General features: G+C 59.7%; 20 protein-coding genes and 3 tRNA genes. 9 read left to right on the top strand and 14 right to left on the bottom strand.

Features of this window, described 5'->3' with window-relative positions; translation table 11 throughout:
• Positions 1 to 113: 113 nt before the first annotated feature.
• Positions 114 to 1985, top strand: a complete 1872-nt coding sequence (locus tag ABRP87_RS05450; protein WP_349867986.1) for an FAD/NAD(P)-binding protein — start codon at positions 114 to 116, stop codon at positions 1983 to 1985.
• A 26-nt stretch (positions 1986 to 2011) separates the two neighbouring features.
• Here the strand turns inward: ABRP87_RS05450 and ABRP87_RS05455 are convergent, their stop codons facing one another.
• Complete coding sequence (locus ABRP87_RS05455) at positions 2012 to 3169, bottom strand: cystathionine gamma-synthase (RefSeq protein WP_039885788.1); 1158 nt, start codon at positions 3167 to 3169, stop codon at positions 2012 to 2014.
• 156 nt (positions 3170 to 3325) lie between these two features.
• On the opposite strand from ABRP87_RS05455, the gene ABRP87_RS05460 reads away from it, so the two are divergent.
• Positions 3326 to 4330, top strand: coding sequence for a mechanosensitive ion channel family protein (locus tag ABRP87_RS05460; protein ID WP_349867987.1), 1005 nt, complete (start codon positions 3326 to 3328; stop codon positions 4328 to 4330).
• On the top strand, positions 4331 to 4714 hold the full coding sequence (locus tag ABRP87_RS05465; RefSeq protein WP_005277863.1) for a globin: 384 nt from the start codon (positions 4331 to 4333) through the stop codon (positions 4712 to 4714).
• A gap of 133 nt (positions 4715 to 4847) precedes the next feature.
• On the opposite strand, the gene ald is transcribed toward ABRP87_RS05465, so the two are convergent.
• From ald to ABRP87_RS05495, 6 genes are all read right to left on the bottom strand, one after another.
• Entirely contained in the window at positions 4848 to 5939 is a 1092-nt protein-coding gene (ald, locus tag ABRP87_RS05470; RefSeq protein WP_349867988.1) for an alanine dehydrogenase, read from the bottom strand.
• Positions 5940 to 6197: 258 nt separating this feature from the next.
• Positions 6198 to 6836, bottom strand: coding sequence for a DUF8185 domain-containing protein (locus tag ABRP87_RS05475; RefSeq protein WP_349863258.1), 639 nt, complete (start codon positions 6834 to 6836; stop codon positions 6198 to 6200).
• Positions 6837 to 6878: 42 nt separating this feature from the next.
• A complete protein-coding gene (locus tag ABRP87_RS05480) occupies positions 6879 to 7292 on the bottom strand; it encodes an acyl-CoA thioesterase (protein WP_349867989.1) in 414 nt (137 codons plus the stop codon).
• A gap of 12 nt (positions 7293 to 7304) precedes the next feature.
• A complete protein-coding gene (gene ettA, locus ABRP87_RS05485) occupies positions 7305 to 8975 on the bottom strand; it encodes an energy-dependent translational throttle protein EttA (RefSeq protein ID WP_005277855.1) in 1671 nt (556 codons plus the stop codon).
• Positions 8976 to 9084: 109 nt separating this feature from the next.
• A complete protein-coding gene (locus ABRP87_RS05490) occupies positions 9085 to 9681 on the bottom strand; it encodes a single-stranded DNA-binding protein (RefSeq protein WP_349867990.1) in 597 nt (198 codons plus the stop codon).
• Positions 9682 to 9873: 192 nt separating this feature from the next.
• Positions 9874 to 11925, bottom strand: coding sequence for a bifunctional copper resistance protein CopD/cytochrome c oxidase assembly protein (locus tag ABRP87_RS05495; protein WP_502879282.1), 2052 nt, complete (start codon positions 11923 to 11925; stop codon positions 9874 to 9876).
• Between the two features lie 66 nt (positions 11926 to 11991).
• Between ABRP87_RS05495 and ABRP87_RS05500 the strand changes: the two genes are divergently transcribed.
• From ABRP87_RS05500 to cmrA, 3 genes are all read left to right on the top strand, one after another.
• The gene (locus ABRP87_RS05500) at positions 11992 to 12915 is read left to right on the top strand and encodes a LysR family transcriptional regulator (RefSeq protein WP_349867992.1); all 924 of its coding nucleotides are present in this window, start codon (positions 11992 to 11994) and stop codon (positions 12913 to 12915) included.
• Between the two features lie 40 nt (positions 12916 to 12955).
• Positions 12956 to 13029 (top strand) — tRNA-Arg (locus tag ABRP87_RS05505).
• A 121-nt stretch (positions 13030 to 13150) separates the two neighbouring features.
• Positions 13151 to 13951 (top strand): mycolate reductase, encoded by an 801-nt coding sequence (cmrA, locus tag ABRP87_RS05510; protein ID WP_349867993.1) that lies wholly within the window; start codon positions 13151 to 13153, stop codon positions 13949 to 13951.
• Here the strand turns inward: cmrA and ABRP87_RS05515 are convergent.
• Positions 13948 to 15492, bottom strand: a complete 1545-nt coding sequence (locus ABRP87_RS05515; RefSeq protein WP_349867994.1) for an alanine/glycine:cation symporter family protein — start codon at positions 15490 to 15492, stop codon at positions 13948 to 13950. The genes cmrA and ABRP87_RS05515 overlap by 4 nt on opposite strands.
• Before the next feature lie 161 nt (positions 15493 to 15653).
• On the opposite strand from ABRP87_RS05515, the gene orn reads away from it, so the two are divergent.
• Entirely contained in the window at positions 15654 to 16295 is a 642-nt protein-coding gene (gene orn / locus ABRP87_RS05520; protein WP_349852820.1) for an oligoribonuclease, read from the top strand.
• 49 nt (positions 16296 to 16344) lie between these two features.
• Positions 16345 to 16420, top strand: a tRNA-His gene (locus tag ABRP87_RS05525).
• Positions 16421 to 16448: 28 nt separating this feature from the next.
• Here ABRP87_RS05525 and ABRP87_RS05530 read toward each other — a convergent pair.
• Both ABRP87_RS05530 and ABRP87_RS05535 read right to left on the bottom strand, forming a co-directional pair.
• On the bottom strand, positions 16449 to 17393 hold the full coding sequence (locus ABRP87_RS05530) for an MsnO8 family LLM class oxidoreductase (protein ID WP_502879283.1): 945 nt from the start codon (positions 17391 to 17393) through the stop codon (positions 16449 to 16451).
• A 20-nt stretch (positions 17394 to 17413) separates the two neighbouring features.
• Complete coding sequence (locus tag ABRP87_RS05535) at positions 17414 to 18619, bottom strand: L,D-transpeptidase (RefSeq protein ID WP_349867996.1); 1206 nt, start codon at positions 18617 to 18619, stop codon at positions 17414 to 17416.
• Between the two features lie 209 nt (positions 18620 to 18828).
• Between ABRP87_RS05535 and ABRP87_RS05540 the strand changes: the two genes are divergently transcribed.
• A tRNA-Lys gene (locus tag ABRP87_RS05540) sits at positions 18829 to 18901 on the top strand.
• A 100-nt stretch (positions 18902 to 19001) separates the two neighbouring features.
• On the opposite strand, the gene ABRP87_RS05545 is transcribed toward ABRP87_RS05540, so the two are convergent.
• From ABRP87_RS05545 to ABRP87_RS05560, 4 genes are all read right to left on the bottom strand, one after another.
• On the bottom strand, positions 19002 to 19763 hold the full coding sequence (locus ABRP87_RS05545) for an ABC transporter ATP-binding protein (protein WP_349867997.1): 762 nt from the start codon (positions 19761 to 19763) through the stop codon (positions 19002 to 19004).
• The gene (locus tag ABRP87_RS05550; protein WP_349867998.1) at positions 19754 to 20809 is read right to left on the bottom strand and encodes a FecCD family ABC transporter permease; all 1056 of its coding nucleotides are present in this window, start codon (positions 20807 to 20809) and stop codon (positions 19754 to 19756) included. Before ABRP87_RS05550 ends, ABRP87_RS05545 begins: the two co-directional genes overlap by 10 nt.
• Positions 20809 to 21978, bottom strand: a complete 1170-nt coding sequence (locus ABRP87_RS05555; protein WP_349867999.1) for an ABC transporter substrate-binding protein — start codon at positions 21976 to 21978, stop codon at positions 20809 to 20811. The genes ABRP87_RS05550 and ABRP87_RS05555 overlap by 1 nt, the downstream gene beginning before the upstream one ends.
• An 83-nt stretch (positions 21979 to 22061) precedes the next feature.
• Positions 22062 to 22372: STAS domain-containing protein (locus ABRP87_RS05560; protein WP_349868000.1), on the bottom strand; the 311-nt coding region annotated here is incomplete at its 5' end.

Here is a 22372-nt window from a genome sequence, read left to right on the forward strand (position 1 = left end):
TACCCAGCACTCATTACGGTTTACTAATTTTAAGGTAGACATCTTGGTCTACTTATCTAAAACCGGAGAGTCCAATAAAACCGTCCAGGGTGCGGTGTGGAACGATAGGGGTTATGGCTACTCCTGCAATCGCGATCGTCGGCATGGGCCCGCGCGGCATCTCTATCATGGAACGCCTCGCCGCCCGCATGAATGATTCCAGCTCCCCCGTTACCGTCCATCTCATCGACGAAGCCCAGCACGGCGCCGGCCGGGTCTGGGACACCGCCCAAACCAAGACCCTGTGCATGAATACGCGCGCGGGCGCCGTCACGCTTTTTACTGAGCCCGGCGCGACGGTAAGCGCCCCAGTCCTCGAGGGGCCGACGCAATACGAGTGGATCCAGCTGCTGCGCGGCGAGGGCGATAAGGTCGCTGCTGCCAAGCGCGAGCTTTTTACCCAGCACCCTCCGGCCCCGCATATTGCCACCGAGTACCGCGCGGAACTCGCCGCTACCCGCCCGGAATCCAACCCCACGCGCGCTTTATACGGCGAGTACCTGCGCTGGGTGTATGACGTTGTGCTAGCGCGCTTGCCGGAGAGCATTTCTACGGTCAACCACCACCACCGCGTGGACACCGTTACCGCGGACGGCGCGGTCGATGTCCTGCACTTGGACGATGGCTCGCAGGTGCGCGCCGATGCCACGGTCCTAGCCTATGGCTGGATGGCGCCGCGCTTTAATGACGAGGAACAGCGCTTGGCGGAGTCCGGGCTGCGCTGGATCGCACCGGGCAACCCCGTGGAACAAGACTATGCCGCCATTCCCGCCGGCGAAGACGTGCTGGTGCGCGGTCTTGGCATGGGCTTTTACGACATCATGGCGCTAACCACCCTCGAGCGCGGCGGCAGGTTCGTCGAGGATGCCACCACTCGCTCTGGCCTGCGCTACGAGGCGAGCGGGAACGAACCCCATTTCATCGTTTCATCCGGCCGCGGTTATCCCTTCCACCCCAAGTCCGAGTACAACGAGCTGCCGCCCACGATGCCGCGGCGGCGGTTGCAAGAGGTCATCGATAAACTCCAGGGCACTGAGGACATCGATTTCGATGCCCAGGTTTGGCCCGCCATCGCCCGCGATAGCTACGAGGCGTATATCACCACGCTGGAACGGGTGAATCCGGCCGCGCTGCTCCGCCCGCGGGAAGAGATCCTCGCGGTCATCGATGCCACCGCGCCTGACGATCTCGGCGCCGCCCTTACTCCCCTGGTCACCCAGCCCTGGGATATGACCGAGCTGATGTACCAAGTCGCTGGTTTTACCGGCGATATTTCGGCGCTCACCGCCCACATTGCGGATAGCCTGGCGGGTGATATCCAGGAGGCGGCCGCCGGGCACGATTCGCCCATGAAGGCCGCGCTGTGGTCACTGTCCCAGTCGCGCAAGCCCGCCTCCATCCTCGGCGCAGAAGGCCGCTATACCCGCGAGTCCCGCACAGGCCGCTACGCGCAATTCATGTCCTTTGGGCAGATGGTGGGCTCGGGACCTCCGCTTTTCCGCGTGCGCCAGCTGCTCGCGCTTGTCGATGCCCACCTAGTCCACTTCCTCGGCGATCACCCCACCCTCGCGATCGAGTCAGATCATTACACCCTGACTTCTGGCCCGCGCTCGGCATCGGCGCCCACGCTTGTCGATGCCTTTATGCACAAGCCCGATATCCGCGTCGCCGGCGACCCGCTCACCCGCGGATTGATCGAGGGTGGACGGGTGCGCCCGTTTGCCGATCACGGGCAGGCCACCGGTTCCCCCGAAACCGATGGTGCCACGCGGCGCACCGTCCATCCGGACGGCAGCCTGGATGCACGACTCCATATCGTGGGCATTCCCACCTATGCGCAGTGGCCGGATACAACGATTTCCCCCATGCCGGGAACGGATCCGCTCATGCTGCAGGAAACCGATAAGACCGCCGGCTCCCTGCTCAAGGTTGCCGGTGGCCAGTAAGTTCGCGGTTGCGCTGTGAGCGCGATTTAGAGGGCGTCGAGCGCCTGCTGCAGATCCGCTAGCAGGTCATCGATGTCTTCGATGCCGATGGAGATGCGCACCATATCTTCCGGCGGCACCAATTCGGAGCCTTCGGCCGAAACGTGGGTCATATTCTGCGGGTGCTCGATGAGCGATTCCACCCCACCCAGCGATTCTGCCAGGCAGATAAGGCGCGTATTCAAACAAATCTGCTTGGCGTGCTCTGGGTCGTGGAAGCGCACGGACATCATGCCGCCGAACCCACGCATCTGCTGCGCCGCCAGCTCGTGGCCCGGGTGCTCCGCCAATCCCGGGTAGCGCACCTGTTTGACCTCTGGGCGGGCCTGTAAGAATTCCGCCACCTTTTGCGCATTGGCGCAGTGGCGATCCATGCGCACGCCGAGGGTCTTAATGCCACGCGCAGTCAGGTAGGCATCGAAGGGCGAGGCGACCGCGCCCACGTTGCCCTGGAAATACAGCAGCTGCTCGTCCACCTCGGGGTCATTGGTAACTACGGCGCCACCGAGGACATCGGAGTGCCCACCCAAGTACTTCGTGGTGGAGTGCAAGACGTGGTCCGCACCCAGTGCGAGGGGGTTCTGCAGGTACGGGGTGGCGAAGGTATTGTCCACCAACACCTGCGCATTGCCCTTAACCTTGGCCACCGCCGCAATATCGGTGATATTCAGCGCCGGGTTGGTCGGGGTTTCTAACCAGATGAGCTTGGTATTGTCCTTCACCGCGGCGGCGACGGCATCCACATCGCAGGTATTAACGATGGACATTTCCACGCCCCACTCCGTGAAATCATTGAGCAGGCGGTAGGAACCGCCGTAGGAGTCATTGCCCAAAATGACGTGGTCGCCGGGGCGCACCAAAATGCGCACCATCGTATCGGCGGCTGCCATGCCGGTGGCAAAGACGCGGGCGTAATCCGCCCCCTCCAGTGCAGCCAAGGTCTTTTCAAGCGAGCGAACCGTCGGGTTGGCCACGCGCCCGTATTCAAAGCCGCCGCGCAGTTGCGCGAGGCCATCCTGGGCGAACGTGGTCGAGGCGTAGATCGGCACGTTAATGGAGCCCATGTGCGGATCCGGGTGATATCCAGCGTGAATGGATCGGGATGAAAATCCTTTTGCCAAGTTATGCGCGCTGTGTTCAGTCATGCCTCCCAATCGTAGACTAAGCGGTTCATCCACACCGGCCATTCGGCAATTTATATTCTGCCCTCTCCACGCATTGCCGATTCGGCGCCGTCAGTGAGATTTCAGGATTCTCCTCTAGAATGGGTGCGGTTAGTTTGTGTCCACGATCAAGAAAGAATGATGAGTACGAACCTATTTACCATGGCTCAGGGCGCTGCAGAGAAAAAAGACGATGCAGTCGAGTCCGTATCGAGCTTCTGGAACGACGAGAACGTTCAGCTTTGGCTTATCGAGCGGCCCATCCGCATCGGCCTCATTATCATTTTGGCCGTCATTGCGCACTGGGCGCTGCGCCACCTCATCAACCGGCTGGCGAAAAACAGCATTAAGGCCTCCACCCTCAAAAAGCCCAGCCGCAGCCGCAGCAGGTCTGGGGAGGATAGCCAGCCAGATGACACCCTGCGAGAAACCCGGGAGGCGCGCCGCGCCTCGCGCATTAAGACTCTCGCCGGCGTGGGGCGCTCGGCGGTTGCCATCGTGGTCTGGGTTTCGGCCGGCATTGCCATCCTGGATGAATTGGAAGTCAACGTTGCCCCGCTGATCGCTTCTGCCGGTGTTATCGGTGTTGCCCTCGGCTTCGGTGCGCAGGAACTGGTCCGAGACTTCCTCTCCGGTATCTTCATGCTCATTGAGGATCAATACGGCATCGGCGATGTCATTGACCTGGGCAACGGCGTCTTTGGCGACGTTGAGTCCATTTCCCTGCGCATTACCACCGTCCGCGATATCGATGGCGCCCTGTGGTACGTCCGCAATGGCGAAATCCTGCAGGTGGCTAACCACTCCGATGAGTACTCCGTTGCCCGCATCCAAATCCCTGTCGGGCTATCCAACGACCCAGAGGTTGCCGGGGAGGTCATCGACAAGGCCGTCAAGGATGCCGTCAAGGACGAAAAGATCCGCAAGATGGTGCTTAGTACCCCGCGCATCGACGGCATGTCCAAGTTCGAGCCTGACTACGTCTCCTTCCGCGTTTCCACCAAGACGCTGCCGGGCCGCCAGTGGGATGTCCAGCGCTTTGTCCAGTCCCGCGTCCTCAACGTCATGCACGCAGAGGGCATCAGCACCCCGTACCCACACGGCATCGGCATTGCCAATCCGCATAAGGGAGACGATGCTTAAATGAATTCCGTCTATGAAGCCATCGGTGGCACCCCTACCTTTGAGCGCCTAGTGCATGGCTTTTATGACCAGGTCAAAGAAGATGACGTGATTGGCCCCATGTATCCGGATCAAGATTGGGAAGGCGCGGAGCAGCGCCTTACCTGGTTCCTGATTCAGTACTGGGGAGGTCCCCAACACTTCTCAGAAAACCGCGGGCACCCGCGCTTGCGCATGCGGCATGCAACCTTTCCCATTGATATGGAAGCTCACGATCGCTGGCTCGAGCTGATGGGAAAGTCCCTCGATAGCATCGAGGAAGACACCATCCCGCCGGCGTATCGCACCATGATTTGGGACCACATGCAGCGCGTCGCCGCCATGCTCATCAATAGAGCGCCTTAATTTTGCAACTGCTTGTAGCGCTGCCTGTGCAAGGCGTTACAAGCTGCACAAAGAGGCCCGCGCACTTACCTAACGTGGAAGTGCGCGGGCCTCTTTTACTGTGCGCTAGCGCCAAGTTAGCACTGCCGGATGCTTAGTCTTTCCAGTCGAAAGCCTGGCGTACCGGCTCGGATACCAGCTTGCCGCCGCGGGTCATCACACCGGAGCGCAGTCCCGGGAAGCGCTCGATCGCGGCATCCAGGTTGTCGTTGGCTACCGCGCGGATGTACGGCAGCGTCGCAGAGGCCAAGGCGCGGGCCGAGGTATTGGCCACCGCACCGGGCATATTGGCCACGCAGTAGAAGAGGGTGTCGTGCACCTTGAAGGTCGGCTCGTCGTGGGAGGTCTTTCGCGAGTTCTCGAAGCATCCGCCTTGGTCGATGGCGACATCGACAAGCACTGCGCCCTCCTTCATCTTCTTCACGGTTTCCTCGCGCACCAGCTTCGGTGCCGCAGCGCCTGGAATCAGGACGGCGCCAATGACGAGATCGGCCTCTTCCAACTCCTTATCCAGCGTAGACGGATCAGAGATCAGCGTGCGCACGCCGCCGGCGTACTGGTCATCAAAGCGCTGCAGGACATGCGGATCCACGTCCAAGACCGTGGCCTCTGCACGGAGACCGTGCGCCATGGCCACAGCGGATGCGCCTACCTGGCCACCGCCGATGACCACCACGCGCGCCGGTTGGGTGCCCGGAATACCCGAGACCAAGAGGCCACGGCCGCCCTGGGTGGACAAAAGGTGGTGCGAGCCCTCGATAACGGCCAAGCGCCCAGCAACCTGGGACATAGGGGTCAAAAGCGGCAGGGTGCCGCGGCGGTCCGTAACGGTTTCATAGGCAATCGAGGTCGTCTTCGATTCCGTCAGCGCCTCCGTCAGCGGACGATCCGCCGCCAAGTGCAGGTAGGTAAAGACGGTGAGATCCGAGCGCAGGTACTGGTACTCGGACTCGAGCGGCTCCTTTACCTTCAGCAGTAGCTCGGCCTTAGCCCACGTCTCGTCCGCAGAATCGACGATGGTGGCCCCTGCCTCTACGTACTCCTCATCGGGGAAGGACGCGCCTACGCCTGCGCCCGATTCGATGAAAAGCTCGTGCCCATCAGTAACCAAAGTCCGCACCTCGGTTGGGGTGAGGGCAACGCGGCTTTCATTATTCATGATTTCTTTGGGTACAGAAATGCGCACGGAGGTTCTCCTTCATGTGTTGGTTACAGAGGCGAAAATTTACTTCACGCTGTCAGGTTAACGCAGAATACGAAGGAGAATATAAGTTTGTGCGTATTTCACGAACGGGGGTGACAGTAATAATCGCACTTTCCTCGATACCGCAGGGTATGGGGTTAATAACGCACACTCGGAAAATACCCACCACCCCCGACTATTGGGTTATAGGTATTGTTCGCTGTCTGTTTTTGGGCGGTGAGATCCCAGATTCGGGGAGTTTTACAGCACGGATAACCGCGTGGAACGGTAGATGCTGCCAAACGGCGCATCAAGGCGCACCCACCGGCCAAGGCTCGATACGCGCAGGTGCCGCGGAATATCCATAGAGGCAGAAAACCCCGGGATTAGGCCCAGGTTGGTGCAGGCAAAGATCATCCGCATCGGGATTTCCACCGTTTGGCCGTTGCCCTCAACCGTGACCACGGTCTGATTAAGCAAGCTGGGTGGCGGGCCCATGGGCCCAGAAAACTCCCGGGCCAGCTTCTGCCCTTGGTCCGAGAGTTCGCGAACTACCGTCACCGGCAGGGTATCCACCACGCTAAAGCCGGTCGCCGGGGGCAATGCGCCCGGCCACGACGCATCGCGGGATGGGCCGAGTTCCATAACGCCGGTGCCATCGTTTTTCGCGAGCTGTTGCTCCAGCGTCTCGGCGGACACCACTGCCCCATCGCGAGAGACTATCCCCTGAACGCGACGGGAGGCGACGACCTCGAAGGGGGTGGTGACGAAGGCGTCAACGACGTCATCGGCAAGCTGGCGCAGACGCACCGACGCATTCGCGTCTACCCCAACTGCGCGCGCAAGAAGGGCCCGTAAGCCAGGTCCTCCGCTGCGAACTTCAAGCGACTCGGTGACCATGGCTAACGGGCCCTACCTTTCTTCATGTGCCTAACGCGCCACTTAGGAGGCGCTCATCTGCAGAATATCCTTTTCCTCATCCGTCAGCGGGCGCGGGGCGTGCTTCTTCTTATCAATGACAACCTGCACACAGTTCACCGTGGCCGCTACCTCCCCAGCAGCGGTCTTGACCTGCTGGGACGTGGTAAAGGATGACGAACCAATCTGGGAAACGGAGGTTTCCACGATGACGTGGGCATTGCCCTCAAAGGGAATCGGCCGCATATAGTCCACGTCGAGATGACGCACCAAGGCCATGAAATCGATGCCCTTGGCATAGATGTTCTCCTTGGCAAAGGCCAAGCGTGCCTCCTGGGCAACCTCAATATAATTGGCGTTCATCATGTGGCCGTACATATCGAAATCGCCCCAACGGGTGGGCACTTGGTGGGTATGCGCGTTATCGGTCGCCATCATTCTCCTCAGGGATTATCGGGTGAGCTTGCGGTGAGTTACGCGAGAAGGACGGGCGGCGTCTTCTCCCAGACGCTCCACCTTGTTCTTCTCATAGTCACCAAAGTTACCCTCAAACCAGAACCATTGCCCCTCGGCAACGTTGCCTTCCCACGCCAGAATGTGGGTACAGGTGCGGTCCAAGAACCAGCGGTCATGGGAAATAACAACGGCACAGCCAGGGAACTTCTCCAAGGCGTTTTCTAGCGAACCCAGGGTTTCGACGTCCAAGTCGTTGGTTGGCTCGTCAAGAAGGATAAGGTTGCCGCCCTCTTTCAAGGTCAGCGCCAAGTTCAGGCGGTTGCGCTCACCACCGGAGAGCACCTTCGACGGCTTTTGCTGATCCGGGCCCTTGAATCCGAACGCGGACAGGTATGCGCGCGATGGCATCTCGTTTTGGCCAACGTGAATATAATCCAGCCCGCCGGAGACGACCTCCCACACGGTAGCTTCTGGGTCGATATTCTCGCGGTTCTGGTCCACGTAGGACAGCTTGACGGTCTCGCCGACCTCAACGGAGCCATCATCCGGCTCTTCCAAACCAACGATGGTCTTAAACAGCGTGGTCTTACCCACACCGTTCGGACCAATGACGCCGACGATGCCGTTGCGCGGCAGGGTGAAAGACAAGTCCTTGATCAGGGTGCGATCGTCGAAGCCCTTGACTAGGTTCTTTGCCTCGACGACCTTGTTGCCCAAGCGCGGCGGCGTTGGAATCTGGATTTCCTCGAAGTCCAGCTTCTTGTACTTCTCCGCCTCGGCAGCCATCTCTTCGTAGCGCTCCAAACGCGCCTTGTTCTTGGCCTGGCGAGCCTTGGCGCCGGAGCGCACCCATTCCAGCTCGTCCTTCAAGCGCTTGCGCAGCTTGGCGTCCTTCTTGCCTGCTACCTGGAGGCGCTCTTGCTTCTTGTCCAGGTAGGTGGAGTAGTTACCCTCGTACGGGTACAGCTTGCCGCGGTCCACCTCGCAGATCCAACCCGCGACGTGGTCCAGGAAGTAGCGGTCGTGGGTGACGGCTAGGACGGCACCTGGGTAATCTGCCAAGTGCTTTTCCAGCCACTCCACGGACTCGGCGTCCAAGTGGTTGGTGGGCTCGTCCAAAAGCAGCAGGTCCGGCTCCGTCAACAGGAGTTTGGCCAAGGCCACGCGGCGGCGCTCACCACCGGAGAGGTTGGTCACCGGGGCATCGGAAGGCGGGCAGCGCAATGCTTCCATCGCCTGCTCGATCTTAGAATCAACCTCCCATGCATCGGCTGCATCCAAGTCTTCTTGCAGCTTGCCCATTTCTGCCATGAGCTCATCGCTGTAATTGGTCGCCATTTCTTCGGCGATTTCCTCGAAGCGCTGCTTCTTTTCAAAAATATCGCCGAGGCCCTCCTCGACGTTGCCGCGCACGGTCTTTTCTTCATTCAGCGGCGGCTCCTGCTGCAGGATGCCCACGGTAGCGCCCGGGTCGAGGAATGCCTCACCATTGGAGGGCTGATCCAAGCCGGCCATGATCTTCAGAATGGAGGACTTACCGGCACCATTGGGGCCGACCACACCAATCTTGGCGCCCGGGTAGAACGCCATCGTGACATCATCAAGGATGACCTTATCGCCAATTGCCTTGCGCACGTTTTTCATCGTGTAGATGAATTCGCCCACTTTTACCCCTTTGCAAAAATTTGGGAGACGTATTGATCTACACAAACACTACATCAGAATGCGTGCCTAGGTGCCTCGGGTCGGGCGAACCCGAGGCGGATGGCTGGCGCTATGCATGCACGGTTTCGGCGGTCTCCTCCTCTTGCGTTGTCACTTCCTCGCCCTCTGGGGCTGCCACACTATTTCCCGCTTGGATGCGGTCTGCAGCGGTATCGGCGGAGGTATCGCCCGGCGCGGAGTTATCTACGTCCGGTTCCACCTCATTATCGCCAAGCTCAGGGATGGCGATGTTTTCCTGGTTATACTGCGGCGCCAAACGCTTTGCGCCGATCACGTGGCGGTTTAGGTCCAGGCCCACATACTGCGCCTTGACAAAGGTACGGTAGTGATCCTTGCCCTCATCATCGCGCCACTGATCGGAGACGATCGAGCCGCAGACCAGTAGCGGCATGCCCTTGGCCAGGGATTTCTTGACGTTGATGGCAAATTGGTTCCACATTTCCACGTCAATAAAGAGGTGGTCTACATCGCGCCACTGCTGCTGGCCGCGTTGGGTTTCGGCGTCGGTACCGGTATCGGCAGGGCGATCAGGAACGCGCCGGGAGGAGGCGATGCGCAGCTTGGTTTTATATGCGCCGGTCGAGGTCTTGGTCAAGATCGGATCTTGGGTAAGGCGGCCGGTTAGCATCACTGGGTATTGAGACATGGTGCTGAAATTCCTTTACTAGGTTGTGAGTTCGCGAGTGGTATGTCCCTCGCTCGCCTTCACATCCTGCTGCCGCAGCGCAACCTGCACCATGCCGTGCCGCCCAGCGCTGTGGATAACTTGTTGTTCCCCTCAACAAAGCGGCCCCAGGATGGTCACTTTCGGGTGGGTTATCCACAGGTGGGCAATAAATTAGTGCCCGCGGAACCCGCTTTCATCGCCGTGGCTCATGTCCTCCAGCATCGCGTTATAGCGGGCGAGCTCAGCGTCATCGTCAGCCTCCGCCTGCACATCGTGGCGCCGTGCGGTCGCGCGGTCATCGCGCAGCCAATCCAAGAAGAGCTTGCCAAAGACAATAACCAAGGGGAATTGGCCAAAGCCCCAGGCAATGCCCCCGCCCACGCGCTGATCCTGCAACAAATCATGATCCCAAGGCAGCTCGAGGTACTGATAGAAGTCGAGGCCAAGCACCGTTTGCAGCTGCATCAGGTAGACGCCGGCGAAGAGGTGGAAGGGCATCGACAAGAAAAGCATGCCAAGCCGGAAGGGCGTGGAATGGCGCTTAGGCAAGGGATCTGGGCCAATGACCTCCCAGAAGTAGAAGTAGCCGGAAATGAGGAACACGTAGTTCATGATGAGGTGGCCGGCGTGCTCCGAAATGGCGAATTCGTACAGGCTCGGGAAAAGATAGAGCACGTAGAGGAAAAAGAGGTACTGCGCCAAGTTCACGAAGGGATTGGTAATGACCCGCACGAACTTAGATTGGGTCAGAGCCAAGGCATAATCGTGCGGGCTCGGCTGCCCCTTTGGACCCGGCTCGTAGGCCTCCATGACCAAGGTGACGGGCGCGCCTAGCACCATGAGCAGCGGAATGGTCATGGACAAAATCATGTGCACCAGCATGTGGATGGAATACATTGCGGGCATGTACAGGCCGAGGCCGGTGGACATGACAAGCGTAAGGCCCAGCGAGCCGACCATAAACCACGCGGTGCGCCCCTTGTCCCAGCTCAACCCGCGCTTGTGCACGCGGTAAACGCAGTAGCCATATGCCGCGGCCAAGAGCAGGCCAATCGTGCCAAACATGATGTCAAAGCGGAACATCGTCCAGATATTGAATACCGTGGGTGCCTCATGCAGGTTATAGCCCATGAGGATCTGCATCGAGCTCAAGTTCGGATCCCGCGGTGGCGGCGGCACGGTGCGCCCCAGGGTGATGGCTACGCCAATCGTGCCCGCCATGACCGCGAGCTCCACGATGGCGATGCGGATAAAGAGCCGCGGGTTTTTATCTAACTGCGGGATGGTGAGTTCGCGATGGATAAGCCCCAAAATGCCCAGCAGGATGGTGAGCACGAACTTGGTGATCAGGATAATGCCGTAAGGCGATTGCGGCAGGTCCGAAATATCCATCCGGATGAGCGTATTGATTAGGCCGGATACCGCCAGCACGACGATGGCCATGAAAGCGATGGCGGAATAACGTTTGACCGCGAAGGTGAGGTTCGGGCCCAAGCGCCGGCCGTGCGCGATGAGCGCCATGAGGCCGCCCACCCACAGCATCACAAATACCAGGTGCCACAGCAGCGAGTTCGTGCCGTAATCGTGATCGCCGCCGGTCGCGGAGTGGCCCTCAAGGCCGATGGGAACTACTTGCAGGATGGACAGCAAAAGCAGGACCGGCTGCATGGCCCAGGTGCGGCTGAGGCTGCCAATAATTCCCACAGTAAGGGCGATGAGCACCGCAATCCCCCACACGATGGTGGAGGAAATCTCCGTAAATGCCATTTTCAGAATGGTCAGGTTGAAGACCTTAAAAAACGGTGTGCCGGTCAGGTCCGACATGATCATCGGGATTTCTACCAGCCCCACGGCCGCAACGCCGAAGGCCGACCACGTACCGGTGCGGGCGGCGATATGGCCGTCGACCGATAACGGTGCCCCGATGAGGGAATCGTTCTCCCCGCGCGGGGCGATGAGAAACGACGAGGCCAAAAAGGAGCCCACGGACAGCGCCATCAATAGCCACGCCAGCCCACGAAACAGCGGCAGGCCAAAGGTGGTAACCCGCCCAGGGTCCGGAATACCCAAGGCAGCCAAGGAATCCGCCAATAAGAACAAGGAAATAAATCCGGCAAGCAACCCAGCAAAAAGCATCGCTGCGATAAAAATCCCCCAGGAAGGACGGGGTTTTTGCGTTCCAGACTGCGTGCCTTTGACCAGCTTATTGACCATAGCTCGCATTCTATAGGGCCACCCTAATGCAAAGCGAACGCATATTTTCTCCCTAGATGTGCCATGATAGAATCTATGGACACCCGTCAACTTCTTTATTTCCGTGCCGTTGTAGACAATGGGTCCTTCACCCATGCCGCCGCAGCCCTCGAAATGACACAGCCCTCCCTGAGCCTTTCCATCCGCAAATTGGAAAAGGAGCTCAATACCCAGTTGCTGTCCCGGGGTCGTTCGGGCGTAACCACCACGGAGGCGGGTGATTATGTCTATGACACAGCCCTCAAGGTCGATGCCCTGCTTGCCGATGCCCAGCGCCACATCAGCGAAATCACCGGCGATAACGCCAATACCGTTTCCCTAACGTCGTGCCCCATTTTGAACTGGGAATTTACCCCTTCCATCCTCTCCGAGCTCACCGAGATCCACCCCTCGGCGCGAATCAGCCTGGATGATTCCACCGCCGCCACCGCCATCAAGCGACTGTTGGAAGGCCAAGTGGACCTCGCGCTCCTGCCGACGTCCGACCCCAAAGCCTTCATCCGCCGCTACTCCCCCGAGCTCACGATCCACGACGTCGCCGAATTCGACTACACCCTCGCAGTGCCAGAGAGCATGGCAGACCTTCCCTCCCCTGTCTCCTTGCAGGACATGCGCGAGGAAACCTGGCTGGTTCCTCCCCACTGCCGCGAGCTTCCCTGCATGGCGGAGCTTTACGATGAACTGTGGGAGAACCACCCCTCCTACAAGCCGGATCACATTCAAGACGTGGCATCGCTGCACGCTGCCATCCCGATGATTTCCAGCGGCTTTGGCATCAGCTTCATGCCGCGATGCGCCCCCGCGCTGCATCCGCAGGGCATCGCCAAACTAACGGTCAAAGAGGACCTTCCGCGCTTCCATGCCATCGTGGCGTATCGCTCCGACCGCGAACTAACTCCGGCCGCCCAAGAATTGGTCGAAATTCTGCGCACGCACAATTCCGCCCGCCCCCTGGCTTAGAAATCACCGTGGCCGTGGGCTAATATGAGTGTGCTGTCCAGCCCCCATAGCTCAGCGGATTAGAGCAGTGGGTTTCTACCCCATGTGTCGCGGGTTCGAGTCCTGCTGGGGGCACCGTCTGAAGTCTCGAGACATCGTTCCTTAAAGCTACGATGCCTCGAGACTTTTTCGCAGCGTGCCGGCTTTTTGTCTACGCTAGGGTCTTTAGTACCTGGCTCCTTCGAAAGGCTCGACAATGTCACTTCCGGCACCATCTCGTACCTCCTACACCCTGGTTACGGGCGCTAGTCAGGGCATCGGCAAGGCGATGGCCCACGATTTCGCAGCGATGGGCTATAACGTCATCCTCGTTGCCCGGCGCGGCGAAATCCTGGAAGGCATCGCTGCAGAACTGGAGCGCCGCCACCACATCGAGGCCATTGCCTTGCCCGCGGATTTGGCCACCGATGAGGGGGTCGAGGCGGTCATTGACGCTATCTCCTCCAAGGAGATCGCCATCTTGGTCAATTCCGCCGGCATCGCCAGCTTCGGCCCCTTCATGGACCAAGACTGGGGCTACGAGTCCTCTCAATTCGCCCTGAACGGCACCGCCGTGCACCGCCTGACCCGCGCCGCATTAAAGCACATGCTCCCGCGACGCACTGGCGCTATCTGCAATGTGGGCTCGACGGCCGGCAATATCCCCATCCCCAATAACGCGACCTACGTCTTTACCAAGGCCGGGGTGAATGCGTTTACGGAGGCGCTGCACTATGAGCTCAAGGGTTCTGGCATCAGCTGCACCCTGCTCGCTCCTGGGCCAGTGCGCGAGGCCACCATCGCCGAAGAGGACCAAACCATCGTGGATAAGGTCGTGCCCGATGCGCTGTGGACCACCTACGAGTCCTGCTCCAAAGAGACCATCGCGGCCATGCAAAAAGGCCAGCGACGCGTGGTCCCTGGCCCCTTATCAAAGGCGATGAACGTGGTCAGCAAGGTACTGCCCACCCCGATCATCGCACCGCTTATCGGGCGTTTTTATTCCCAAATGGGTTAGCTTTCAGCATTCTTACCGGCTGCTTGGCTACCGGCCACTTGTGCCGCCGCGCGAGCATTTTTGCGGTCCACCCAGAAGTCCGCATTCTTGATGCCCACCGCCTCTGGGTCGAATTCCGGATCCTTGCCAGCCTTCTTTTGCTTCTCGTAGTCCTTCAGGACCTTAAGCGCCGGTACCTGCAGGAAGAGGATGGCGATGATATTTAGCCATGCGGTGGTGCCGACGCCGATATCGCCCAGCGCCCAGGCCGAACCCGGAGTCGTGGTGGCACCCACGATGACCGAAACGATGATGAGGATGCGCAGCGCCCACACCAGGCCGCGGCGAATCGGGCGAGACTTAACCCAACGGTTGAAGTAGGTCAGGTTGACCTCGGACATGTAGTAGTACGCCAGCACGGTGGTAAAGGCGAAGAAGGCAATGGACACGGCGATAAACGTCGGGCCCCAACCGGCAAAGACGCTATCGAGGCCGGATTGGACGAAGCCGGGGCCGACCGCGACGTCATCGGGAAGCGAGCCTTGGTAGACAACCTCGCCATCCTCGGATTCGCCACGGAAGACCGTGTACATATCCGTGGAGATGATCATAAACGCCGTTGCGGAGCAGACGAAGAGGGTGTCGATGTACACGGCGAAGGACTGCACGAAGCCCTGCTTAGCCGGGTGGGAGACTTCCGCGGCGGCAGCGGACTGCGGGCCGGTACCCTGGCCGGCCTCGTTGGAGTAAATACCGCGCTTAACGCCCCACATGATGGCCACACCCAGCATGCCTGAGAACCCAGCCTCGAGGTTGAACGCAGACTTAAAGATAAGGCCGAAGACCTCTGGAATCTGCGAGTAGTTAATGAGCATCACGACGATGGATATGCCGATGTAGATGACGGCCATAAACGGCACGACAAGGGTGGCGAAGTTAGCGATGCGCTTGACGCCACCGATAATGATGACGGCCAAAATGCCGGCCAGGACAACCGCGGCCCAGGTGGAGTTAATGCCCCACGCGGTATCGGCCGCAGCGGCAACGGCGTTCGCCTGGATGCCGGGCAGGAAGTAGCTGGTCGCCAGAATCATGGCGATGGCAAAGAGGATGCCGTAGACCATCATGAATGGCGCGGCCTTGGTGTGCTTATATGCCTTTTCGATGTAGTAGGCCGGGCCACCGCGGTACTCGCCGGTGTCCTGGTCCTTTTCTTTATAAATCTGCGCCAGGGTGCACTCGATGAAGGAGGTGGACGAGCCCAAGAGGGCCACCGCCCACATCCAGAACACCGCACCAGGGCCACCGAAGGCAATGGCCGTGGACACGCCGGCGATATTACCCACGCCCACGCGGCCGGATAGCGAGACCATCAGCGATTGGAAGGAAGAAACACCGTCATCGGATTTTTCGCCTTTGGAAATTTGTCGCAGCATATCCGGGAGGCACCGGACCTGCAGGCCCCGCGTTACCACGGTGAAATAAACACCCGCACCCAAGCACAAAAACACGAGGGCGGGCGACCAAATTATGGAATTGAGGGCATCGAGAAAGTTTGCCATCGAGAAACTCCTTAATCATTCGCACCTCCCTTGTGAAGCACGATATAGAAAGTATGCCGCAAATCACTTCCCCATGTCGGTAAAACGATAGGTAAATTTTTCTTTTCGCTTTGTGAGGTGGAGATCGGGGCGCGCGGAGGGCCCCGCCCGCCGGGGTTAGAATGGAACGCATGTCTTCCCCTGAAATCGCCGCAAAATATGATCGCCTCGTGTGGATCGACCTGGAAATGACCGGCCTCGACCCCGAGCGCCACGTCATCGTCGAGGTGGCCGCCATCATCACGGATGGCAACCTCAACATCCTTGGCAAAGGCATCGATCTTGTCGTCCACGCCACCGAAGAGGAACTATCCCAAATGGATTCCTTCGTCACCGAGATGCACGCAAACTCCGGCCTCGATAAGGAAATCCGCCAGTCCACCACGACCATCCGCGAGGCCGAGGACGCGGTGCTGGCGCTTATCACCGAGCACTGCGAGCACCCCGCGCCCCTGGCCGGCAATTCCATCGCCACCGACCGCACCTTCATCCGCACCTATATGCCGCGGCTGGACGAGGCGCTGCACTACCGCATGATCGACGTCTCCACCATCAAGGAGCTCGCCCGGCGCTGGCACCCGCGCGCCTACTACAACCAGCCCGATAAGGGCATGGCTCACCGCGCGCTGCAGGACATCATCGAGTCCATTCGCGAGCTGGATTTTTATCGCCGCAGCGTCTTTCGCACCGACGAAGGCCCAACCTCCGCCGAAGCCGAGGAACTCAAGGCCGAAACAACCGCCGATTACCAGGCGTTTTTGTAATTTGCGCGGCGTGAGTTAACCTATATCTCGTTGCTTTCGCGCAACGATGGTGGCTGTAGTTCAGCTGGTAGAGCACCAGGTTGTGATCCTGGTTGTCGCGGGTTCGAGTCCCGTCAGCCACCCCAATCTCCCGAGCCCCGCGCTCGGGATTTTTTATATCTCCACCACCATTTCCTCCGAGCGGGCCCTCCCCGCGAGATCCGGCATGTCTCCGGTAATCAGGAACTCATCGACGCCCAGCTGCTTGCCGATGCCCCTTAGTTCCTCCCCCACTTCCTCCGCCGTTCCCCAGACGTCGTGGCCCAGGGACTCGTCGATGCGGCGCTGTTGCTGGCTCGTTAGCCCCTCCAGATCCAATTCGCGGGCTGGGCGCAGCGGCGCGAATTCCCCGGTGGACTGGGCCATGACCTTTGCATAGGACTCCGGCAGCAAAAGGTCCCGCGCTTGGTCCGCGGTATCGGCCACGGCGATATTGAGGGAGGAGATGATAGGTGGGGCATCGGCAAGCGCATGCTCGCGGTAGAGCCGCGCCGCCTTTTCCTGCATTTCTACGGGCCCGCCCAGGATGACACCCAATCCCAGCCGCGCGGCCACCGTGACCGACCGGAAGCCGGCGAGGATATAGATGGGCGTGCCCGCATACTCGGGCCGCACCGTCACCGCCTCCTCTCCGCGCAGGTAGCGCAACAGGGCCTCGACCTCGTTCTCGAACTGCGGCTTGAGCTCCAGCGGATCGCCCTGGCGCAGCGCCTTGCGCACTGGCGCCGTAAAGCCCACCGAGGAGCCCAACCCAATATCGATCCTGCCGGGGTACAGCGCCTCCAAGAGGTTAATCTGTTCCGCGACTAGAAACGGCGGGTGGTTGAGCACCATAATTCCTGCGGTACCCACGCGAATGCGCTGCGTGCGCGCCGCCACGTGCGAAGCCAACATGCCCGGCTGGCCCGCTGGGATGCCCGGCACCCCGTGGTGCTCGGCGAGGAAAAACCTGTGAAAACCCAGCCGCTCCACATGCTGCGCATGCTCGGCTACCCCATCGAGTCTGCCTGCCGCCCCGCGGTCCAAAATAGAAAAGCGCATGGCCACCACTGTAGCCATGCGCCTAAAAATGTTGCGGATTATTGATTAGCGTCCGCGTTGCCCTTGGACCATTCCTCCCAGGACATATTCCAATCGCCCAAGCCGTCCAAGGGGTTAAGCGTCCCACCATAAGTATTGATTACGTGGACGATATCACCGCGCTTGACGGTGTTCTGGAACCACTGCGCGGCCTCTGGCGTGACGTTGATGCAGCCGTGAGAGGTATTGGAATTACCCTGCGCCCACACGGACCACGGTGCGGAGTGCACGTAAATGCCGGAATAGGACATCTGGGTAGCCCAGTCCACCTCGGTGCTGTAGCCGCCCGCATCGTGCGCAAGCCCGAAGGTCTCAGAATCCATCAGCAGCGACTGGTGCTGATCGCCAATGACATAACGCCCATTCGGGGTGTCATATTGATAATCGCGACCGAGCGATACCGGAATGGTGCGCAAGAGCTCCTTGTTCTTATAGACCTTCATGGTCTTGGTGGCATTATCCACCAGCGTCACGGTGCGATCCCCGATGGTGAAATCCGTCCCGGTATTTTCCCCGCCGTAGATGCCGCCACCGAGGTCCTTGCCGTACTGATCGACCTTAACCTCAACCTTGGTGCCCGGCTCCCAATACTCCTTGGGGCGCCAGCGCACCTCTTGGTTATTCACCCAGTAGAACGCGCCTTCCACCTCTGGGTTGGTCTTAACCGTAATCGTGTCCTCTGCCGCCTTGCGGTCGGTGATATAGGTGCCGAAATTGACGCCGATAACCTGGCCCACACCCACCTCAGAGCCGGGGATAGGCGTCATCGCCACCTGGGCGACGCCCGCCGCCTGGGAGGTGGAAAAGCTCAGGTTCTTCTTATTGCCGTCCTTATCGGAGGCAACGATGGAATAGGTGTGGTTATAGCCAAGATCCTCGGCCGTAGTCCACTTCTTGCCGTCCTCAGAGAGTTTTTCTTCAACTTCCACGCCCAGCTCATTGGTCATGGTCACGCTCTTAAGCTCGGTGGTGGATTCCACGGTGACAGGCTTGGATGGATCGACGTCTTCTGCCCCATCCTTCACGGAGGCGGAAAGCTTGGACTTTTCTTTCTGCTCAGATTGCTCAGCTGAGCTCGAGGTAGATTCCTGGTCCCCCGAGCGGTTTTCAGCGGCGGAATTAACGGAGCACGAGGCTGCTACCAGGGAAATGCACACAATGCTCGCAGCAGCAATGCGGCGGGGTTTAGGGAGGGAAATAATCACTAAGTAGACCTTAGAAATACAGTAGTTCTTTCAAGACCAATCCAGACTATCGCCTTGCCACCCCAAATACCAGAAACAAGCGCACCATTATCCAAACTGTTATATTCCCCCAGAAATGTACTATGAGCTGGCGATTTTACAGTTTTTCAACCGGAGTGCTAAAGTTTCTACTCGTTGCACAGAGAGCCACACGGCAGGACGTCAACACTGCGCCATTAGCTCAATTGGCAGAGCAACTGACTCTTAATCAGTGGGTTCGGGGTTCGATTCCCTGATGGCGCACAACAGCAAAATCGCGAGGCAAGCACCTCGCGATTTTTTCTTTTTCAAAGCTAGCAGTTCAAGGCTAGCAAAAAGGCCGAGCATCTCGCTCGGCCTTTGCTTATTTCACGCGTTGGGGCGCGACAACGGGAACACCGCGGTGCTCCACGATGTCCGCCTCTACCCCATAAACACTTTCCACCAGTTCGCGCGTGAGCACGTCTCCAGGCGTGCCCTGGGCACGAATACGGCCGGATTTGAGCACCACCAGCTGGTCACACATGCGCGCGGCCAGGTTGATGTCATGGATGGCCACCATCCCCAGGCTGCCTTCGCGCCTAGCCTTCTCGCGCACCTCCTCGAGGACGAAGAACTGGCGATGCAGGTCGAGCGCGGACGTCGGCTCGTCCAAGAGCATCAGGCCGGGATTTCCCACCAGCATCTGCGCCACGGCGACGAGCTGACGCTGGCCGCCAGATAGCTCGTTGAGGTAGCGCGAGGCAATGGCGTCCAGCCCCATCGCGTGCAGCACCTCGCCGGTGCGGGTAATAGGGTCCTCGCACGCTTCCCGACGCGCCGCGATCAGCACCGTTTCAAACGCCCGCAGCGCCGCGGTGCTGGGCAAATCCTGCGGGACGTAGCCAATCAGCTGGCGGCGGCGCTTGCCCCGCGGGCTTTCTCCTTCCACCAGGAAATCCACCTCGCCCTTGTACCCGCGGTGCACGCCGGCAAGGGACTTGATCAGCGTGGTTTTACCGGACGCGTTGGGACCTAAGAGGCCGACCAGTTGACCGCCTTGCAGCGTATCCACGTCTACCGCTTCGAGCACGGTGTGCTTGCCGTAGGCTGCGCTTATACCGCGCAGGGTAAGTTCTACGTCCACAGCGCCCTCCTTCGAGCCATCACGATGGCGATAAAGAACGGCACGCCCAAAAGCGAGGTCACGATGCCAATCGGAATGGCCAGACCCGGCTTAATCATCAGACTCGCCGCGTGCGCCGCGCACATCACGGCTGCACCGGCGGCCATGGAGGCGGGCACGAAATAGCGCTGGTCCTCGCCCACCAGCATACGAGCGATGTGCGGGCCCACGAGGCCGATAAAGCCGATGATGCCGGCGAAGGCCACCGTCGTTGCCGCCACGAGGGAGACCACGATGAGCACCACCACGCGTAGCCGCGCGGTATTAATGCCCATGGCGGCAGCGCGGGCATCGCCAAGCCGCAAGGCCGTAAGCCGCCACGACAGCGCCCACAAAATGGGCAGGGCAACCAGCAGCACACCCGCCAGCACGCCGTTGGCGGCCCAGTTCGCGCGCGTGAGCGACCCCATGGACCAAAAGACGATCTGCTGGAGCGCCTCGGCCGAAGACTGGTACTGGATAAGCGCGAGCATGGCCTGGAAGAAAAAGACCAAACCAATGCCCAGCAGCACCATGGTCTCCGCTTTTGCACCCCGGATAATGGCCGCCACGACGATGATCGCCGTCGCCACCGCCGCGGACAGCCACGCCACCAGCGCCAGGTTGAACTGCGGCTGGGCTAAAAGCTGCCACTTCAGCACGATGGAACTAGCACCGCCAAAGGCCGCCGCGGCGGAAATGCCGAGGGTAAACGGCTCCGCCAGCGGGTTATTCAAGATGGTCTGCATCTCCGCGCCGGCCAGCGACAGGCTGACGCCGATAAGCAGGGCCATGACGGCCATCGGCAAGCGCAGCTTCCACAGCACCGTATGCGTCTGGTCATCCAGGCTCGAGGGATTCACGATGCCCCTGATGACCTCGCCGGGGCTGATGTCGATGGCGCCGACGAAGTTGCTGACCACAAACGCCACCGCCGCAATGAGGCACAGGCCCGCGACGATGCTGATGCGCTGCCAGGTGAGCTTCTTGTGTTGCTGCGTAAGGGCAGCTACCTCCGCGCTCACCATTAATTCGTGCTAAAGAAGGTTCCCTCGCCAGCAACCGGCGAGTACTTTTCTTGCGCTTGCATCCACTGCTTGTCGATGTCCATATCCTCATACGCCTCCGGGTTGATCCATTCCGCGATCTGCAGCAGCGCCAGGTAGTTGAACGGCGAGTTGTAGAACTGGTGCCACATGCTGTGCAGTTTGTGTTCCTTGACCGCGCGCAGGTTCTCAAAACCGGGCTGGTGGCTCGGCAGCTTGGTAACGCTCGACTCCGCCTCATCTTCACCGATGCCATAGCCCACCGCGGCGTAGCCCACGGGGTTGCCCTCATCGTCTTTCATTTCGGACCAATCGCCGCCGGTGGCAATCACCATGTCTGGGTCAGTCTCGAGGACCTTTTCTGGGGTCAGGGCACCGGATTCGCCTGGGATGATGCCGTCGGCCACGTTTTCGCCGCCGGCGACGTTGACCAGCTGCGAGATATTGGAGTCATTCCACGAGCCACAGCAGTCCGAGACACCGGCCGCGCGCCAAACGAAGGTCTTGGGCTTGTCCTTTACCTTGTCCGCACGCTCCTTGACCAGGTCCACGGTTTCTTGCCACTCTTTGTTGAATTCCTTGGCGCGCTCTTCTTTACCGAAGATCTCACCGAAAATATCCATGGACTTGGTGGTGTTTTCCAGCGGCTTGGCGCGGAAATCGGTCACGGCGTACTTGAGGCCTGCCTGATCCATCTTCTCTGTCAGGCCTGCCTCTTGCGAGGCGTCGTACTGGTCCTTGGACAACACGATGAGGTCTGGATCCAAGCTCACCAGGTTTTCCACGGTGACATCGCCCTTGGTGAACCCGCCGATTTCCGGCAATTCATTGACCTTGGGCAGCTTTTCTTCCAAGACGTTGTAGTAGTCCGGCACGTTCTTCTTCAGATCGGATCCGATGCCTACGACCTTATCCAGAGGATCCTCGGTATTGAGGATGCCGGTGGCGAAGATGGAGCGGCCCTCGCCTAACAGGACACGCTCGGGGGTCTTGTCGAGTTCTACGTCGCGGCCCGCGAGGTCGGTGAAGGACAGGGCAGCATCGTCGCTGCCGCCGCCGTTGTTGGTTGTTTCTTCGGCGGTGCTGCAGCCTACAAGTGCGGTGGCGGAGGCCGCCACCACGGCCATTACCTTGGGGAATCTATATGCCATCTTGAGTCCTTGGTTAGTCGGATTCCTCGAATTGAGGATAAGTGCGAGCTTATCCTAGCTTAACCAAGTAAGGTGAACCAAACCTAAACTACCTCCTCGGCGATTGCGTAATCTTCCGGCTCACCCTTGGGCACCTTAGTGCCGTCCGCCATGGTACGGTCCTCCAATTCGCCGTCCGGATCCACGATGGCGATATCGAAACCAGCCTCGCGGATGCGCCGGAGGCCTTCCTTCAGCATGCGCCGGCCCATCCGGTTGGATCCGGTGATATGGGATAGCTCCAGCACCACCGTGCCCTCACCAAATTCGCATTCGGTGAGCTGATGCAAGATGGTCTCCGCCGCGTTGAAGTTGATGAGCCCTTGCAGGAAGATCACCGTGAGATCATCCTCGG

Origin of the sequence: Corynebacterium sp. KPL2830, from assembly GCF_040225635.1 — a bacterium.
Taxonomy (GTDB): Bacteria; Actinomycetota; Actinomycetes; order Mycobacteriales; family Mycobacteriaceae; genus Corynebacterium.

Coding starts and splice junctions, on each gene's coding strand:
- ABRP87_RS05555 (WP_349867999.1), bottom strand. CDS start 21,978: ATGGCATATAGATTCCCCAAGGTAATGGCCGTGGTGGCGGCCTCCGCC.
- ABRP87_RS05530 (WP_502879283.1), bottom strand. CDS start 17,393: ATGGCTACAGTGGTGGCCATGCGCTTTTCTATTTTGGACCGCGGGGCG.
- ABRP87_RS05500 (WP_349867992.1), top strand. CDS start 11,992: ATGGACACCCGTCAACTTCTTTATTTCCGTGCCGTTGTAGACAATGGG.
- ABRP87_RS05455 (WP_039885788.1), bottom strand. CDS start 3,169: ATGACTGAACACAGCGCGCATAACTTGGCAAAAGGATTTTCATCCCGA.
- ABRP87_RS05495 (WP_502879282.1), bottom strand. CDS start 11,925: ATGCGAGCTATGGTCAATAAGCTGGTCAAAGGCACGCAGTCTGGAACG.
- ABRP87_RS05450 (WP_349867986.1), top strand. CDS start 114: ATGGCTACTCCTGCAATCGCGATCGTCGGCATGGGCCCGCGCGGCATC.
- ABRP87_RS05550 (WP_349867998.1), bottom strand. CDS start 20,809: ATGGTGAGCGCGGAGGTAGCTGCCCTTACGCAGCAACACAAGAAGCTC.
- orn (WP_349852820.1), top strand. CDS start 15,654: ATGGAACGCATGTCTTCCCCTGAAATCGCCGCAAAATATGATCGCCTC.
- ABRP87_RS05465 (WP_005277863.1), top strand. CDS start 4,331: ATGAATTCCGTCTATGAAGCCATCGGTGGCACCCCTACCTTTGAGCGC.
- ABRP87_RS05490 (WP_349867990.1), bottom strand. CDS start 9,681: ATGTCTCAATACCCAGTGATGCTAACCGGCCGCCTTACCCAAGATCCG.
- cmrA (WP_349867993.1), top strand. CDS start 13,151: ATGTCACTTCCGGCACCATCTCGTACCTCCTACACCCTGGTTACGGGC.
- ABRP87_RS05475 (WP_349863258.1), bottom strand. CDS start 6,836: ATGGTCACCGAGTCGCTTGAAGTTCGCAGCGGAGGACCTGGCTTACGG.
- ABRP87_RS05460 (WP_349867987.1), top strand. CDS start 3,326: ATGATGAGTACGAACCTATTTACCATGGCTCAGGGCGCTGCAGAGAAA.
- ABRP87_RS05515 (WP_349867994.1), bottom strand. CDS start 15,492: ATGGCAAACTTTCTCGATGCCCTCAATTCCATAATTTGGTCGCCCGCC.
- ABRP87_RS05480 (WP_349867989.1), bottom strand. CDS start 7,292: ATGATGGCGACCGATAACGCGCATACCCACCAAGTGCCCACCCGTTGG.